General features: G+C 54.7%; 14 protein-coding genes. 11 read left to right on the forward strand and 3 right to left on the reverse strand.

Going from position 1 to position 16,097, the window contains the following annotated elements; all coding sequences use genetic code 11:
* The first annotated feature begins 1 nt into the window (after position 1).
* From murG to lpxC, 7 genes are all read left to right on the forward strand, one after another.
* Entirely contained in the window at positions 2–1,075 is a 1,074-nt protein-coding gene (gene murG / locus QWY27_RS14345) for an undecaprenyldiphospho-muramoylpentapeptide beta-N-acetylglucosaminyltransferase (RefSeq protein WP_290199144.1), read from the forward strand.
* The gene (gene murC, locus QWY27_RS14350) at positions 1,072–2,469 is read left to right on the forward strand and encodes a UDP-N-acetylmuramate--L-alanine ligase (protein WP_290199109.1); all 1,398 of its coding nucleotides are present in this window, start codon (positions 1,072–1,074) and stop codon (positions 2,467–2,469) included. Before murG ends, murC begins: the two co-directional genes overlap by 4 nt.
* Positions 2,466–3,422 (forward strand): D-alanine--D-alanine ligase, encoded by a 957-nt coding sequence (locus tag QWY27_RS14355; protein ID WP_290199110.1) that lies wholly within the window; start codon positions 2,466–2,468, stop codon positions 3,420–3,422. Before murC ends, QWY27_RS14355 begins: the two co-directional genes overlap by 4 nt.
* 12 nt (positions 3,423–3,434) lie before the next feature.
* Positions 3,435–4,241, forward strand: a complete 807-nt coding sequence (locus tag QWY27_RS14360) for a cell division protein FtsQ/DivIB (protein WP_290199111.1) — start codon at positions 3,435–3,437, stop codon at positions 4,239–4,241.
* A 4-nt stretch (positions 4,242–4,245) separates the two neighbouring features.
* On the forward strand, positions 4,246–5,472 hold the full coding sequence (gene ftsA, locus QWY27_RS14365) for a cell division protein FtsA (protein WP_290199113.1): 1,227 nt from the start codon (positions 4,246–4,248) through the stop codon (positions 5,470–5,472).
* A 166-nt stretch (positions 5,473–5,638) separates the two neighbouring features.
* Positions 5,639–6,799 carry a cell division protein FtsZ gene (gene ftsZ, locus QWY27_RS14370; RefSeq protein WP_290199145.1) on the forward strand — a complete coding sequence of 387 codons (1,161 nt, stop codon included), beginning with the start codon at positions 5,639–5,641 and terminating at the stop codon, positions 6,797–6,799.
* A gap of 213 nt (positions 6,800–7,012) precedes the next feature.
* Positions 7,013–7,936 (forward strand): UDP-3-O-acyl-N-acetylglucosamine deacetylase, encoded by a 924-nt coding sequence (gene lpxC, locus QWY27_RS14375; RefSeq protein ID WP_290199115.1) that lies wholly within the window; start codon positions 7,013–7,015, stop codon positions 7,934–7,936.
* On the opposite strand, the gene QWY27_RS14380 is transcribed toward lpxC, so the two are convergent.
* Complete coding sequence (locus QWY27_RS14380; RefSeq protein ID WP_290199116.1) at positions 7,875–8,420, reverse strand: DciA family protein; 546 nt, start codon at positions 8,418–8,420, stop codon at positions 7,875–7,877. The two genes, lpxC and QWY27_RS14380, sit on opposite strands and share 62 nt — an antisense overlap.
* 32 nt (positions 8,421–8,452) lie before the next feature.
* Between QWY27_RS14380 and QWY27_RS14385 the strand changes: the two genes are divergently transcribed.
* The 3 genes from QWY27_RS14385 to ydiK all read left to right on the forward strand — a co-directional run bounded on the left by QWY27_RS14385 (position 8,453) and on the right by ydiK (position 13,380).
* On the forward strand, positions 8,453–9,427 hold the full coding sequence (locus tag QWY27_RS14385; protein ID WP_435433492.1) for a M23 family metallopeptidase: 975 nt from the start codon (positions 8,453–8,455) through the stop codon (positions 9,425–9,427).
* Positions 9,428–9,516: 89 nt separating this feature from the next.
* The gene (gene secA / locus QWY27_RS14390; protein ID WP_290199119.1) at positions 9,517–12,276 is read left to right on the forward strand and encodes a preprotein translocase subunit SecA; all 2,760 of its coding nucleotides are present in this window, start codon (positions 9,517–9,519) and stop codon (positions 12,274–12,276) included.
* A gap of 48 nt (positions 12,277–12,324) precedes the next feature.
* Positions 12,325–13,380, forward strand: coding sequence for an AI-2E family transporter YdiK (gene ydiK / locus QWY27_RS14395; protein ID WP_290199121.1), 1,056 nt, complete (start codon positions 12,325–12,327; stop codon positions 13,378–13,380).
* A 39-nt stretch (positions 13,381–13,419) separates the two neighbouring features.
* Here the strand turns inward: ydiK and QWY27_RS14400 are convergent, their stop codons facing one another.
* The gene (locus QWY27_RS14400) at positions 13,420–13,881 is read right to left on the reverse strand and encodes an Lrp/AsnC family transcriptional regulator (RefSeq protein WP_290199146.1); all 462 of its coding nucleotides are present in this window, start codon (positions 13,879–13,881) and stop codon (positions 13,420–13,422) included.
* Positions 13,882–14,015: 134 nt separating this feature from the next.
* On the opposite strand from QWY27_RS14400, the gene QWY27_RS14405 reads away from it, so the two are divergent.
* Positions 14,016–14,648, forward strand: a complete 633-nt coding sequence (locus QWY27_RS14405; RefSeq protein ID WP_290199122.1) for a cysteine dioxygenase — start codon at positions 14,016–14,018, stop codon at positions 14,646–14,648.
* On the opposite strand, the gene mgtE is transcribed toward QWY27_RS14405, so the two are convergent.
* On the reverse strand, positions 14,629–16,095 hold the full coding sequence (mgtE, locus tag QWY27_RS14410) for a magnesium transporter (RefSeq protein ID WP_290199123.1): 1,467 nt from the start codon (positions 16,093–16,095) through the stop codon (positions 14,629–14,631). The genes QWY27_RS14405 and mgtE overlap by 20 nt on opposite strands.
* Positions 16,096–16,097: the final 2 nt, after the last annotated feature.

Genomic DNA, 16,097 nt, shown 5'->3' on the forward strand with positions numbered 1-16,097 from the left:
GCTGACCTCTCCAACAATCTTGATTATGGCTGGCGGCACAGGTGGGCATATCATGCCGGGGCTCGCTGTTGCAGATGTTTTGCGTGCCCGTGGATGGACAGTGCGCTGGTTGGGTCATCCCGAAAAAATGGAAGGCCAAATCGTTCCTGCCCGCGGCTATGAATTGGCTCCGCTTCGCTTCGCGGGACTGAGAGGGCGAGGTTTGCGTGCAAAGCTCGTTGCGCCGTTCTTGTTGATACGCGCCTGCTGGCAAGCGTGGCAACACTTTTCCACTATTCGCCCAAGCGTCGTCTTGGGTATGGGTGGTTATGTTTCTTTCCCGGGCGGATTGGTCAGCGTTCTGCGGGCGCGCCCCTTGGTTCTGCATGAACAGAATGCAGTGGCCGGCATGGCGAATAAGGTGCTTGCTCGCATGGCCAAGCGAACGCTGGCAGGGTTCCCAGGTGCTTTGCCTCAGGCCGAAGTTGTGGGTAATCCAGTGCGTCAGGATGTTGCCGCGCTTCCCGAGCCAGCAAAGCGGTATGCGATGCGCACGGGACCTCTGCGCGTATTGGTTGTGGGGGGTAGTCTTGGCGCCACGGCTCTGAATACTTTGATGCCGCAGGCACTCGCACTGATTCCTGAACAGGATCGCCCCGTGGTGGTCCACCAGTCGGGTGCCCAGAATCTTGACACTCTCAAGGCTGACTATCAGAAGGCGGGTGTGCGGGCGGACTGTGTCGCTTTTGTTGATGATATGGCGGGCGCACTTGGGCAGGCGGATGTGCTGATTTGTCGCGCTGGCGCGATGACAGTCGCCGAGGTCGCCGCTGCTGGAGTGGCTGCGATGTTTGTGCCGTATCCGTATGCCGTGGATGATCATCAGACAGCCAACGCCAAGTTTTTGAGCGCGGATGGTTCTGCCTGGTTGATGCAGCAAGACAGTCTGACTGCGGCGGATTTATCAGCGTGGCTGTTATCTCATTCGAGAGAATCGCTTGGGGTTGTGGCGCAACGCGCGCGTGCCCATGCACGTCCTTTGGCTGCCCAGCGGATCGCCGATATTTGTGAAGAGTTAGCCGGAGTGGTGAAATGAAGCATCGTATTGAACACATCCACTTCGTGGGCATTGGCGGATCCGGGATGAGCGGCATCGCCGAGGTCTTGCTTAATCTGGGATACAAGATTTCAGGTTCAGATCTTTCACAATCCGCTGTGACGCAACGCCTGAAAGAGTTGGGCGCAACGATCTCCGTCGGGCATGAGGCCAGCCACGTAAAAGGTGCGGATGCCATCGTGACCTCGACAGCAGTCGCAAATAATAATCCCGAAGTCATTGCGGCCCGCGAAGCGCGCATCCCTGTGGTGCCTCGTGCGGTCATGCTGGCCGAATTGATGCGTTTAAAGCGCGGTATCGCAGTGGCTGGCACGCATGGTAAGACTACCACCACCAGCTTGGTGGCGAGCGTTTTGGCGGCAGGCGGACTCGACCCAACATTTGTCATCGGTGGTCGACTGAACTCCGCAGGAGCCAATGCAGGCCTGGGTCAGGGTGACTTCATCGTAGTTGAAGCAGACGAATCAGACGCTTCATTTTTGAATTTGCTACCGGTGATGGCGATCATCACCAACATCGATGCTGATCATATGGATACATATGGCCACGATGTTGCAAAACTCAAGAGCGCTTTTGTCGAGTTCACACAGAGATTGCCTTTTTACGGCAGTGCGATCGTGTGCGCTGATGATGCGAATGTGCGAGAGATTTTGCCCTTTGTGTCGCGTCCTGTGACAACCTATGGCATCAACAGCGATGCGCAAGTGCGTGCGAAGAATGTCCGCGCGACAGGTACGCGCATGTTGTTCGATGTGGAGCGACACACCCGTGATGGTCAATTACCTTTGATTTCGGTCGAATTGAACTTGCCTGGCCTGCACAATGTGTTGAATGCGTTAGCAGCGATTGCGGTTGCGACGGAGCTTGGTGTAAAAGACGCCGATATTGTGGCTGCGCTCTCTAAGTTTGGCGGTGTGGGCAGACGATTTACGCAGGTCGGAGATTTCAAGGCGAAGGCTGGTGGCGTGTTTAGCGTCATCGATGATTACGGTCATCATCCTGTCGAGATGGCAGCGACCTTGGCTGCGGCCCGGGGTGCATGGCCGGAAAGACGTATTGTGCTCGCGTTTCAGCCCCATCGATATACGCGCACAAGAGATTGTTTCGAAGACTTTGTCAAAGTGCTGAGTTCTGCCGACGCCGTCCTGCTCACAGAGGTCTATGCAGCTGGTGAGCCTGCCCTGGTGGCCGCCGATGGTCGCGCCCTGGCGCGAGGCGTTCGGGTGGCGGGCAAAGTCGAGCCGATATTTGTCGAGGATGTTGCCGCAATGCCTGAGGCGATTAAAAATTTCGCTCAGGCTGGAGATGTTGTGATTGTCATGGGTGCAGGTTCGATCAGCAAAGTCCCTGAGCAATTGGGAGGTGTGCGATGACTCGTCAAGACTTTGGCAAAGTTGGCGTGCTGTTCGGTGGCAAGTCTGCTGAGCGCGAGGTATCGATCATGTCCGGTACAGGCGTTCACGCGGCGCTACGTAGTCAAGGTGTGGATGCCCATCTCTTTGATACGGGCAAGCACAGCTTGTCAGAGCTTGCCCAACAAGGCTTTGATCGGGTGTTTATCGCCTTGCATGGACGTTATGGCGAAGACGGGACCTTGCAAGGTGCGCTGGAGTTGTTAGGCATTCCTTACACAGGAAGTGGTCCCATGGCGTCGAGTCTCGCGATGGACAAAATCATGACCAAGCGAATCTGGCTGGAGGCTGGTTTACCGACGCCGGGTTATGCGGAGTTGTTGAACGAAGGCGAGGTGGCGGCCGCCGCTGGCAAATTAGGCCTGCCTCTCATGATGAAACCTCCGCACGAGGGTTCGACGCTGGGGATTGTGAAAGTGAGTGAAGCTTCTGCATTGTCAGAGGGATATCGTCATGCCGCGCGTTACGACGAAGTGGTGTTGGCCGAGCAGTTCATCAAAGGGCGCGAGTTAACCGTGGCGTTGCTCGGGCGAGGCGCACAGGCTCGCGCGCTGCCGCTAATAGAGATTGTGGCGCCAGGTGGTAATTACGACTATCAGAACAAATATTTTTCAGACGATACGCAGTACTTGTGTCCCGCACCGGTTGCGCCAGAGTTGGCCAGTCACATTGCCGAGCTGAGCGTACGCGCCTTTCGCGCACTCGGTTGCGAAGGGTGGGGACGAGCCGATGTGATTCTCGACGCGCAGGATCGCCCTTGGTTGATTGAAATGAATACGTCGCCGGGCATGACAGGACACTCGTTAGTCCCAATGGCAGCCAAAGCGATTGGAATGGATTATCCCGAGTTGTGTATGCACATTTTGAAAGACGCCCGTTGCAAAGTTGGGCATCTCAGTCAGGTTCAAGGATAAGCGGAGTTATACGTGTGGAACGAAGCCCGTACGATCAACCGACTCGCCAACACCCTTGCGGTGCTGGCAGTGCTGGCCATGCTGGCCGGGGGGATCTATTGGCTGATTCAACGACCACAGTTCGAATTGCAGGCGATCGAAATCGAACCTGCACCCAACACCACCTTGCACTATGTGACACCCGCCAGCGTTCAAAACGCGATTGCTGGTCATCTGACGGGCAATTTCTTTACGATCAATCTGGCCGACGCTCAGAGCGTCTTCGAAGACGTGCCTTGGGTACGCTCGGCCTCGGTGCGACGGATTTGGCCCAACGCCATCCGGGTCACGATCGAGGAGCAGCAACCTCTCGCGCTCTGGAACGACAGCCAGATGATCAATACCTGGGGTCAAGTATTCACGGCGAACCAGGGCGAACTCGACGACGATGTGAGCTTGCCGCAATTCGACGGACCGGAAGGCAAGGAAGGTTTGGTGGTCAATCGCTATGCCGAGCTCGAGCGCTGGTTTGCTCCCTTGGGCGTGACTGTTCGCAAACTTTCCCTCAGCGATCGCCTGGCTTGGCAAGTCACTCTTTCAAACGGGATGACGCTTGCGCTTGGACGCGATCCTGGTGCAGAGGCGCCGGATCCTCAAGGCGGCATTCCCGGTGCGTTGCCTTTTGCGGCACGCATCCAGCGTTTTGTCCAAGCTTTACCTCAGGCCACACAGAAAATTGGAGATCGGGTGGTGACGCACGCCGATCTGCGCTATCCCAATGGCTTTGCGTTAACGCTTGCCGCCCTACCCGAAAACCCTCAACTCAAAAAGAAACGATAACGCTATGACCCGTGACATCAAGGATCTGATCGTCGCCCTCGATATCGGCACCAGTAAAGTGGTTGCTGTTGTTGCCGAGATCTTGCCCGAGGGACGTTTTGAAGTGCTTGGTCTTGGCCAGCATGAGTCCAGAGGCATGCGCAAAGGCGTTGTGGTCAATATCGAGACCACCGTCAATTCTATCCAGCGCGCCCTCGAAGAAGCTGAACTCATGGCGGACTGCAAAATCCGCGATGTCTATACAGGTATCGCGGGCAGCCATATTCGCAGCTTTAACTCCAGTGGTATGGTCGCGGTGAAAGACAAAGAGGTGACCGCAACCGATGTCGCACGCGTGATTGAAACTGCGAAAGCAGTCAATATCCCGACCGATCAACAAGTGTTGCACGTACTGACGCAAGAGTTCATCGTGGATGGTCAGGAAGATATTCGCGAGCCGATTGGCATGAGCGGTCTGCGCCTTGAAGTCAAGGTTCACATCGTGACGGGCGCCGTGAGTGCGGCACAGAATATTGTGAAATGCGTGCGTCGCTGCGGACTGGAAGTTCAGGACTTGATTTTGCAGCCTCTCGCTTCGAGTCTGGCATGTCTGACCGCTGACGAAAAAGAACTGGGCGTTGTGCTGATTGATATCGGTGGCGGAACAACCGACGTGGCAATTTACACCGGTGGAGCGATTCGTCACACCGCCGTGCTGCCGATTGCCGGCGATCAAATCACCAGCGATATCGCAGCGATGTTGCGCACGCCGACCCCTGATGCAGAAGATATCAAGTTGCGTTTTGGTGTCGCTAAACAAGTTCTTGCCAGCCCCGATGAGGTGGTTGAAGTCCCAGGTCTGGGCGACCGTGGTCCCCGTCAGGTCAAGCGCCAGGCTCTTGGCGCCGTGATCGAACCGCGTGTGGAAGAACTGTTTGGTTTGGTGCAGCAAGTGATTCGCGAATCCGGCTACGAGGACTTGTTGTCTTCGGGTGTGGTGCTGACAGGTGGCGCGTCGATGATGCCAGGCATGGTCGAGTTGGCCGAAGATGTGTTTTTAAAACCCGTGCGTGTGGCAGTGCCTGATTACGATGGTAGTTTGGCCGATGTGATGCGCAGTCCGAGATTCTCGACTGTCATGGGTTTGTTGGGCGAGGCGCGCATGCAGCGCTTGCGCGGTCGCAAATTCACACAGCAGTCAGGAAGTTTCAAGGCCATTTTGGCGAGAATGAAAGAGTGGTTTATGCAATGAATTTGGGGTCTTCGGACGCCAAACAAGTCGCCAGCATGTTGCGAAGCGGCTTGAGGTAGAGACGTTTCAAGCCCGGTGCGGACACCGTCGGCGCCGAGTTTGAAACGGTTTCTAAAAGTAGTTTGGGGAATTTAGAAACTTTTTAGTTTAAGACTTGAGGGAGTCAATCATGATGTTTGAAATGTTAGATAACGCAAATAAAGGCACAGTGATCAAGGTCGTTGGTGTCGGTGGAGCGGGCGGCAATGCCGTCTCGCATATGATTCGTTCCGGTGTGCAGGGCGTGGATTTCATTTGTTGCAATACTGATGCGCAAGCATTGGCTGCCACAAATGCGCCTGTTCAGATTCGTCTGGGCCGCACCGGTTTGGGCGCGGGCGCCAAGCCTGACCAGGGACGTGCAGCTGCCGAGTTGGCACGCGAAGAAATTCGTTCGGCACTCAGTGGCGCGAACATGGTGTTCATTACCGCGGGTATGGGTGGTGGCACCGGTACAGGAGCAGGTCCGGTTGTGGCCGAAGTGGCCAAGGAACTGGGTATTTTGACCGTCGGCGTCGTCACCAAGCCTTTTTCTTTCGAAGGCGCCAAGCGCATGAAGATGTCGGAAGACGGCATCAACGAATTGTCAAAGTACGTGCATTCGCTGATCGTGGTGTTGAATGAAAACCTGTATGAGTTAATGGACGAAGACGCTACGCAGGCAGATTGCTTTAAAGCCGCGGACGATGTCTTGCACAATGCCTGCGCAGGCATTGCTGAAATCATCAACGTAGAGGGTAACGTCAACGTTGACTTTGAAGACGTCAAGACCATCATGGGTGAGCAAGGCCAGGCAATGCTCGGCACAGCGATGGCCTCCGGTCCGGATCGTGCCAAGATTGCCGCAGAGCAAGCTGTCGCATGTCCGTTGCTTGAGGGCGTGAATCTGAATGGCGCGCGCGGCGTGCTGGTCAACATCACAGCGAGCAGCTCGCTGAAGATGAAAGAGACACGCGCCATCATGGATCACATCAGTGGTTTTGCCTCCCCTGAAGCCACAGTGATCTTTGGTACGGCTTATGACGACTCGATGGGCGACAATCTGCGTGTGACTGTTGTGGCAACCGGTTTGGGACGTGCGCAGAGCCGCCCACAAATCGTACCTGAGCCCTTGGAGCTGCAGCGCACAGGCACTGACAACATGCCAGTTGGCAACGGTCAGGACCTTGGCGTGCCTTCGGTGTTGCGCAATCCGCGTACGCAGGCGAGCGCACAAGTCCGTGCACTCGAAACGGCCGGAATGGAGCACTACGACATTCCCGCATTTTTGCGCCGCCAGGCAGATTAATCAGTCAAAGAGGCTGGAAAGCCTCGTTCAAACGGGCAACTGAGTTGCCTGCGAAGAGCACTGACTGACTCCCTGTCCGGAAGCCTTCCATGAGGTTTCCGGGTTCGCATCCGGGCTTCCCCAGTCCGGGTGCGTTGTCGTCTCTAATTACCAGTGCAATAAACACTAAAAGCGGTACAATAGCCTAAGATTTCAAGGAATTAGCTCCGATATATGTTTCGTCAACGTACCCTTAAAAGCCTCGTCAAGACCACTGGTGTCGGCCTGCATTCTGGCCGGCGCGTGGAGTTGACGCTGCGTCCCGCAGCACCGGATACAGGCATCGTATTTCACCGGGTGGATTTGCCCGAGGTGGTCGATATCCCTGCGCAAGCGGCGATGGTCAGAGACACGCGTATGGCTTCCGTGCTCGGAGAGGGTGTGGGTCGCGTTTCAACCGTCGAGCACTTGATGTCTGCATTGGCCGGTTTGGGTATCGATAACCTGCATATTGACCTGACGGCCGAAGAAGTGCCGATCATGGACGGCAGCGCAGCGACCTTTATTTATTTGCTGCGCTCGGCTGGTATCGAGGAGCAGAATGCGCCCAAAAAGTTCTTGCGTGTGCTGAAAACTGTCGAGGTCAGCGAAGGTGAGGGAGATCAGGCCAAATGGGCTCGACTCGAGCCTCATGACGGTTTCGCCCTCGCGTTTTCGATTGATTTTCGCCATCCGGCGATCAACTCGACTGCAAGTTTTGCTGAAATAGATTTCGCGACACAGTCCTACGTCAAAGAAATCGCGCGTGCCCGTACATTTGGTTTTGTTAACGAAGTAGAAGCCTTGCGCTCCATGGGGTTAGCCCGGGGCGGAAGTCTGGATAACGCAATCGTGATGGATGAATACCGTGTGTTGAACACAGACGGTTTGCGTTACGACGACGAGTTTGTGAAACACAAAATACTCGATGCCGTTGGCGATTTGTACCTGATTGGCAAGCCTTTGGTTGCGCGCTATGTGGCGTGCAAATCAGGCCATGCACTCAATAATCAACTCGCTCTGAGCTTGCTGGCCCAACCAGACGCTTGGGAAATTGTCACGTATGGTTCTCAGTCTGAGGCCCCTGCTGCGTTTCGTCAGGAGTGGAAGCTGGCGTAGTTGTGTTGCCTTGATGGTGTCTGAGCAGTTTGGCCACGGCATCTGCAAGCGGCCCCGGACGCAATGATGTCTGCAGCTTTTCAAACGCTTTCAGGTCGTTTTGATCAAGTGTTCGCGCCTCTCTTGGCGGTTTGACCACCTCTGGCAGTCCAAGTCCACCTTGGACCTTTAGTTTGATCTCTGCGATGTTCCAGCCAGCTGTTTGCATGTGTGTTGTCACACGCGGGGCTAATTGACGGAACTTTGCAGCAAATGCAGCACTCGAAACCATGAGCGTCAGGACTTGGTTTTCGAGCTTAACGACTTCGAAAGCACTGCGCATATTGATTGGTAGCGCACTGACTACGGCACTACGCATTTTTAGATGCATTTGAGCAGTCGCCAGTACATTGGCTGACTGCGAGTCGTGACCCAGCCACCCAATTAAATGGGTGCTGCCAGATTGCCCAGATGTGCGCGATCGGCGAGGAGGGGGAGCGACCATAGGTAAAGGATTGTCAGATGAAGTTAGTGATTATGCCTTCGAGGCAGGGGAAGTATGCGCCCATCACGGTAAGTGTAAGCCGACTGATCCTGATCGTTGGTCTTTTACTCGTGGGGGCACTCGTTGCGGGTGCGGCACTCCAGAGGCTGGTATGGACAGTGCAGCCCCACAATCAACCGTTGCAAGCTTTGGCGCCTACTACCACGGCGTCTTCAGTGTCAGATGCACAGGCTATGCGTGCGCTCGCCGCCAAGGTGGGTGAGCTACAAGCAACAGTAGCGCGACTCGATGGCTTGGGTCAGCGTGTCGCCAAAGTCGCCGGACTACCCGATAAAGATGTCACCATCGTGCCTGAGTTGCCCGAGGCTACCGTTGTGCTCGACGACCTCTGGGTGCCCGCAACAGACTCAAACACACCGCCTTTGGCGCAACTCGAGGGTGAGCTGGGCTGGCTGCAAAAAAATCTCTCCAGGCAGGGAGATTACTTGTCCTTGCTGGATATGGCTGTCACGCAACAGAAAGCGACAGTTGCGCGTTTACCTACCGCGATGCCGATCGAGTCCTACCCATATCTCAGTTCCTCTTACGGCTGGCGTCGCAATCCCTTTAACGGCCAGATGAGCATGCATGAGGGGCTGGACTTTAGCGCCCCGGATGGCACGCCGATCCGTTCGGCAGCTGGCGGGGTGGTCAGAACGGTTACTGTGCACCGTGGCTACGGGAATATGGTGGAAATTGATCATGGCGAAGGCTTGATGACCCGTTATGCGCACGCAAAAAGTATTTTGGTGAAGGAGGGTGAGGTGGTCACGCGGGGGCAGCTGATTGCCCGCGTAGGTTCAACAGGCCTATCGACCGGACCCCATCTGCATTTTGAGGTCAGGCAGGACGACAAACCCCTCGATCCGCGCGCATTTTTGGCTGGACAGCCAATTCCCACCCCTGTTGCGAGTGCAAGACCCGTTACAGGGTCATCCTCGATTACATGGCGGCCACGCGTGCGTTAAACTCAATGGCTTATTCGGCAAATATTGCCCTAACAATTTCTTAGCTGGACGCGCGTTCTGACGCGTCGGTCCGAACAGGTTCTAAACGCATGTTTTCTTTGCTTAAAAAAATCTTCGGTAGCCGTAACGATCGCACGCTCAAACAGTTGAAACGACAGGTTGAGCAAATCAATGCGCTAGAGCCTCAGATGCAGGCTTTGTCAGACGCTGAGTTGCGTGCCAAAACTGATGCTTTCCGCGAGCGCATCAAGTCCGGTACTTCCCTTGATGCGTTGTTACCCGAAGCTTTTGCAGTGGTTCGCGAGGCTAGCGTGCGCGTATTCGGGATGCGACACTTCGATGTCCAGTTGATCGGTGGCATGGTCTTGCACAGCGGCAAAATCGCCGAGATGCGTACCGGTGAAGGCAAGACCTTGATGGCGACTTTGCCTGTCTATTTGAATGCGTTGACCGAGCGCGGCGTGCACGTGGTGACAGTGAACGATTACCTCGCACGTCGCGATGCGGGCTGGATGGGGCGTCTCTATAACTTCCTCGGATTGTCCGTCGGTGTGGTGGTGCCACAGCAAAGCAACGAAGAGAAAATTTCAGCCTATCGTGCCGATATTACTTACGGTACGAACAATGAATTTGGCTTTGATTATCTGCGTGACAACATGGAACATCGCGCCGAAGATCGTCGACAGCGTGGCTTGGTCTTTGCCATCGTTGACGAAGTGGACTCGATCTTGATCGACGAGGCTCGGACGCCTTTGATTATTTCCGGTCAGGCCGAAGACCACACTGAAATGTACATGCGCGTCAACGTCGTTCCCGCGATGTTGCAACGTATGGCCTCAGAGCCTAAACCTCAAGAGCCCGAACCGGAAGGTCATTTCTGGGTCGATGAAAAAAATCATCAAGTTTATTTATCAGAGTCTGGACACGAGCGCTCAGAGGAAATCCTGACGGAGCTCGGACTGTTGCCGGCTGGCCAGTCTCTCTATGAGGCGCGCAATATCACACTGATGCATCACCTGATGGCGGCTTTGCGCGCGCACAATCTTTTTCATCGTGATCAGCACTATGTGGTGCAAGAAGGTGAGGTGGTCATTGTTGATGAGTTCACCGGACGCTTGATGTCAGGTCGCCGTTGGTCCGATGGCTTGCATCAGGCGGTTGAGGCCAAAGAAGGCGTGGCGATTCAAAACGAAAATCAGACCATGGCGTCGATTACGTTTCAAAACTATTTCCGGATGTATGAAAAGCTTGGCGGTATGACGGGTACGGCCGATACAGAAGCCTACGAGTTTCAAGAAATCTATGGTCTTGAAACGGTGATCGTTCCAACCAATCGGCCGATGATACGCGCCGACCAGAACGATCAGATTTTCAAAACAGCCACTGAAAAATTCAATGCCATTCTTGCGGATATCCGCGATTGCCAAGAGCGTGGACAGCCTGTGCTGGTCGGCACAACCAGCATTGAAAACTCGGAGTTGTTGTCTGGTTTACTGACCAAAGCAGGTTTGCGTCACGAGGTGTTGAACGCTAAACAACATGCTCGCGAAGCGGAGATCGTGGCTCAGGCAGGTAAGCCTGGCCATATTACGATTGCGACCAACATGGCAGGTCGGGGTACCGACATTGTGCTCGGTGGCAGCATCGAGAAACTCATCGAGAACGTTCGTGAAAACGAAGCATTAAGCGAAACGGAGAAAACAGCGCAGATTGAAGCGATTCGTGCCCAGTGGCTGCCGCTGAACGCGCAGGTCAAAGCGGCTGGAGGCTTGCGCATTATTGGTACTGAGCGTCATGAGTCCCGACGGATTGATAACCAACTGCGTGGTCGTGCCGGCCGCCAGGGCGATCCTGGCTCCTCGCGTTTCTATTTGTCTCTTGAAGACCCCTTGATGCGTATTTTTGCGGGCGATCGCGTGCGCGCCATCATGGAGCGCCTGAAACTTCCTGAGGGCGAGCCCATTGAGGCAGGTATGGTGTCGCGTTCGATTGAGACGGCTCAGCGCAAAGTCGAGGGCCGGAATTTTGACGTGCGTAAACAGTTGCTTGAGTACGATGATGTCTCCAACGATCAGCGCAAGGTTCTTTACGCGCAGCGTAACGAGGTGCTCGAGTCACCATCGATTGCGGAAACGATTAACAATCTTCGCAACGGCACCTTTACGGATTTAGTGGCTAAATATGTTCCTGCAGGCTCTGTCGAAGAGCAGTGGGACATTGATGCCTTGCAAATGGCTCTTGAGTCTGACTGGCAAATTCAGGTGCCACTCAAGGATATGTTGCGGGAATCAAAAAGCATTTCCGAAGAAGACATTCTCGAAGCCGTCCTGCAGGCAGCGCAAGCCTCATATCAGCAGAAAGTCGAAGCGGTGGGCGCGGAGTCCTGGTCAGGGTTTGAGCGCTCGATCATGTTGCAAGTCATCGATACGCAATGGCGCGAACATCTCTCCGCCTTGGATCACTTGCGTCAGGGAATTCATTTGCGTGGTTACGCACAAAAGAATCCCAAGCAGGAATACAAACGCGAAGCCTTCGAGCTGTTTTCAGGCATGCTCGATCGTGTGCGTGATGATGTGATGAAAGTGTTGATGACTGTTCGCATTCAGACACAAGAGGAAGTCGAACAGGCTGAGCTCGAAGCCGCGCGTGCTGCGCAGATGCAAAATGTCCAATATCAGCACACTGATTACGATGAAAGTGTTCCTGAGGAAAATCAACCCTCGCGCAAAGCCGTTGCCGAAGAACATCCCGGAACGCTGCGTAACGCTGCACCCAAAATTGGTCGTAACGATCCATGCCCATGCGGGAGCGGTAAAAAGTACAAGCACTGCCACGGTCAGTTGACCTGATTCCTACACGATTTCCACCGACAGATTTCAATCCCAGGGTGAGTATTGATGCAGCATGATCTGACACGCAACACTCTGGCGGCCATTTTGGTTGTGGGTCTGATCGCACTCTGCTTTTGGGTGCTGAGGCCTTTCTTGGCCGCATCCGTCTGGGCCACGATGATCGTGGTGGCGACCTGGCCCTGGTTGAAAGGGCTCGAGCGTGCCTTTGGTAATCGTCGAGCCCCTGCGGTGTTTGTGATGACGCTTGGGATGCTGCTGCTTCTGGTGTTGCCCTTGTGGTGGGCGATCAGCACGATTGCAGAACGCTCTCACGATCTGATGAGCTTCGGGCAGGGCTTGGTCAGCAAAGGAGTCCCTGCGCCGCCAGACTGGGTCAAGAGCATCCCTTTGATTGGTGAAAAAATTTCTGATTTCTGGTTAAAGCTGAGCTCGGGCGGTTTTAATAGTTTTGTGGAGTATCTGACGCCATACGCCAGCTCTACGGGTAAATGGCTACTCTCGCAGTTTGGTGGCATTGGCGGAATGCTATTGCAATTTTTCCTGGTCGTCTTGATAGCCGCGATTTTTTATAGTTCCGGTGAAGAGGCCGCAAAGATGGTGCGTCGTCTGGGGCGCCGCTTGGCGGGTGATCGCGGCGAGGGATCGATCGTGCTGGCGGGACAGGCGATTCGTGCGGTTGCGCTGGGAGTCGGCGTGACAGCTGTTTTGCAGACGAGCTTGGGTGGTTTGGGTCTGGTGATTGCTGGCGTTCCGTTTGCTGCGGTGTTGTCCGCGCTCATGCTGATGTTGTGTATTGCGCAGGCAGGCCCAAGTCTGGTGATGTTTCCCGCTGTTGCGTGGATGTATTGGCAAGGTGACAACAGCTGGGCGACCTTTTTGTTGGTCTGGAGCATCGTCGTCAGCACGATGGATAATTTCGTGCGACCCATGTTGATTAAGCGGGGGGCGGATTTGCCGCTTTTATTGATCTTTGTGGGCGTGATTGGCGGTTTGCTCAGTTTTGGGCTGATTGGGATCTTTGTTGGTCCCGTCGCGTTGGCCGTGACCTACACCCTTGCGCAGGCCTGGGTCTCCGAGATTCCTGAAGACCAGTCCTCTTAACACGCCATGCGAGCGGCAGGGTTTGCGCTGGTTGGGGATTTACTGCGCGTAGTCCAAGGGCAGTGCCGTCGTGCACTTGATGGTCTCCATCGCAAACGCGGAACTCACGTCGAGTAGTTCTACCGAGCGGATCAGTCGCTTGTAAACGCTGTCATAGCGATCGATATCCGGCACAACAATTTTGAGCAGATAGTCCGCATCGCCGCTCAGGCGGTAGATCTCCACGATTTCCGGGATGCTTGTGGCGCCATCCACAAAGCGCTTCATCCACTTTTCATTGTGCTGACTGGTGCGAATGGTCACAAAGGTGGTCAAGCCCAGGTTTAGCTTGCGCGCATCGCAGAGCGCGACTTGCTTTTTGATGATGCCATCTTCTCGCAGTTTTTGTAAACGCCTCCAGCAAGGTGTCGGAGTCAGGTTCACAGCACTTGCGAGCTCGGCCAGAGACAGGCTGGCATCTTCTTGCATCAGCCTGAGTATTTCGCGGTCTTTTTTATCTATTTGCATGAAAAATCTATATTTCTTTTGATTATTAGAAAATATTACTATTTTTTAATGGATGAACAGATAAATTGCAAATACTTTCTATATGTAGGGTTTTATGATGAGGGATCTTTCGCGCCGGGTGTTCATCTATGCAGACCTTGTCTTCGGTTCAGTCATCATCTATCCAGCCATCAATGGCTTCTGCAACACTTGGACACACAGATTCGCCTGAGTCGCTGCTCGATCGAGAAGTCACAGGTTTGTCCGCAAGCATCCGTCAGGCTTGTTTAGGTGAGGCGGATTTGGTCCCCTACCGTGTGCGCCAGGCCTTGAATCAGGCTTTTGATCCTGTGTCGACAGAGCGACTGGTCAAACAGGTGATGTCCATGCCTTATTCCGAGCAAACCTACACCCGCCATATTTTGTATGCGGATCCTGCCGGAATGTTTACCGTCGTGGCGCTGCGCTGGGATCCACGCCAAGGTAGCCCTGTGCATGCACACTACACGTGGTGTGCCTATCGCGTGTTGACTGGCGACTTGACTGAAAGCCACTTTGAGTGGGATCGCTCAGTCGAACAAGCGTATTTGTTCAATCGTGTTCCGCGTGCGGCCGGTCAAAGTGTCTGTGGGCATGGCGGCATGGATTTTATTCACCGCTTGAGTAACGAAGGTGATCGCACCGCGGTTTCAATTCATGTCTATGGCATTGATTCAACGCGCATCAGCAGCCACGTCAACCGCATACTGGCAGTGACGCACGTTAGAGCAGAAAAAGCGTAGCCAGTCCCAAAAAGATAAAGAATCCCAGGGAGTCCGTTGCGAACGTCAGCAACACGGAGGATCCCATGGCGGGATCTTTTCCAAAGCGATTGCGTACGATCGGGACAAGCACGCCAATCATCGCGCCAACCAGCATATTGCAGATCATGGCAGCCATCATGACCAGTGCAATGGCAATGGAACTCGAAATCGCCCAAGCAAATACTGCGGCAATCGCACTGCCGACAAAGCCCACCATAAAGGTCACCAGCAACTCACGCTGAAAAAGCTGCCACACGTTTTTGTTGGTAATGCGACCGACTGCCAAGGCACGAATAATCAGCGTCATGGTCTGATTGCCAGAGTTGCCACCAATGCCCGCGACAATCGACATGAGGAAAGCCAATACGACGATCGTGCTGACGGTGTCCTCGAAACGCGAAGCGATAAAAGAGGCGGTTGCGGCAGTGCAGAGGTTTAAAAGCAACCAGGGCGCACGGTTACGCAGTGCGCGGGTGACAGGCGCAAAAATATCCTCGTCTTGCATACCGGCACGGGACAGCGCCTGCTCATCCGAGTCTTCGCGGATCACGTCCACCACCTCGGCGATTGTGACGCGTCCAATCAGACGACCCAGATCATCCACTACGGGCGCAGACACCAAATCGTAGCGCTCGAATGCGCCCGCAGCCTCAGCGTCAGCATCCAGCGGGCTGAGCGAGAGGTAGTCAGTTTTCATGACATCGCTCACTTGCGCGTCTGGCTCGTTGACCAATAACGAGGACAGGCTGAGCGTGCCGAGAAGTTTTTCTTGACGGTTGACGACAAAAATCTGATCCGTATGATCCGGGAGTTCGGGCAAACGTCTCAGGTAACGCAAGACCACTTCAAGGGACACGTCCTCTCGAACGCGCACCATCTCGAAGTCCATGATGCCGCCCACGCTGTCTTCGGGGTAGCCCATTGCCTCGATAAGTCGGGCGCGCTCTTCGACAGTGAGTCCCTTTTGCACCTCGGCCACCACATCCGGAGGCAAGTCGGGCGCCAAGTCCGCGAGCTCGTCTGCATCCATGTTCTCCGTCGCGGCCACGAGATCTTCGCGATCCATGGTCTTGATGAGTGATTCACGGACCCAGTCATCGACCTCAAGCAGTACATCGGCATCGTGTTCGGCACTCACCAGACGCCAGATCATCTGGCGTTCGATATTGGGAACCGATCCCAGGATGAACGCGATATCAGCCGGATGCAGATCATTGACCAGTTCGGTCAATTCGGCTTCGTGTTGGCGGTGTAAGAGGTTTTCGACTAACTCGGCGCGTTGATCGCCATCCTCTTGACGGTGCACGAGGTTTTCAACTAACTCATGACGATGCAGCAACTCCTGAACTCTGGCGAGCGCGAGCTGGGCGTCCTCGGGATCAAGGCGCCTGACAGATGCTTTGGGCTCGACAGGTGTTTGCGTCATGT

The sequence above is a fragment of the Zwartia vadi genome, assembly GCF_030410375.1.
Classification (GTDB): Bacteria; Pseudomonadota; Gammaproteobacteria; order Burkholderiales; family Burkholderiaceae_B; genus Zwartia; species Zwartia vadi.

Coding starts and splice junctions, on each gene's coding strand:
- murC (WP_290199109.1), top strand. CDS start 1,072: ATGAAGCATCGTATTGAACACATCCACTTCGTGGGCATTGGCGGATCC.
- QWY27_RS14355 (WP_290199110.1), top strand. CDS start 2,466: ATGACTCGTCAAGACTTTGGCAAAGTTGGCGTGCTGTTCGGTGGCAAG.
- ftsA (WP_290199113.1), top strand. CDS start 4,246: ATGACCCGTGACATCAAGGATCTGATCGTCGCCCTCGATATCGGCACC.
- lpxC (WP_290199115.1), top strand. CDS start 7,013: ATGTTTCGTCAACGTACCCTTAAAAGCCTCGTCAAGACCACTGGTGTC.
- QWY27_RS14380 (WP_290199116.1), bottom strand. CDS start 8,420: ATGGTCGCTCCCCCTCCTCGCCGATCGCGCACATCTGGGCAATCTGGC.
- QWY27_RS14385 (WP_435433492.1), top strand. CDS start 8,453: ATGCCTTCGAGGCAGGGGAAGTATGCGCCCATCACGGTAAGTGTAAGC.
- secA (WP_290199119.1), top strand. CDS start 9,517: ATGTTTTCTTTGCTTAAAAAAATCTTCGGTAGCCGTAACGATCGCACG.
- ydiK (WP_290199121.1), top strand. CDS start 12,325: ATGCAGCATGATCTGACACGCAACACTCTGGCGGCCATTTTGGTTGTG.
- QWY27_RS14405 (WP_290199122.1), top strand. CDS start 14,016: ATGCAGACCTTGTCTTCGGTTCAGTCATCATCTATCCAGCCATCAATG.
- mgtE (WP_290199123.1), bottom strand. CDS start 16,095: ATGACGCAAACACCTGTCGAGCCCAAAGCATCTGTCAGGCGCCTTGAT.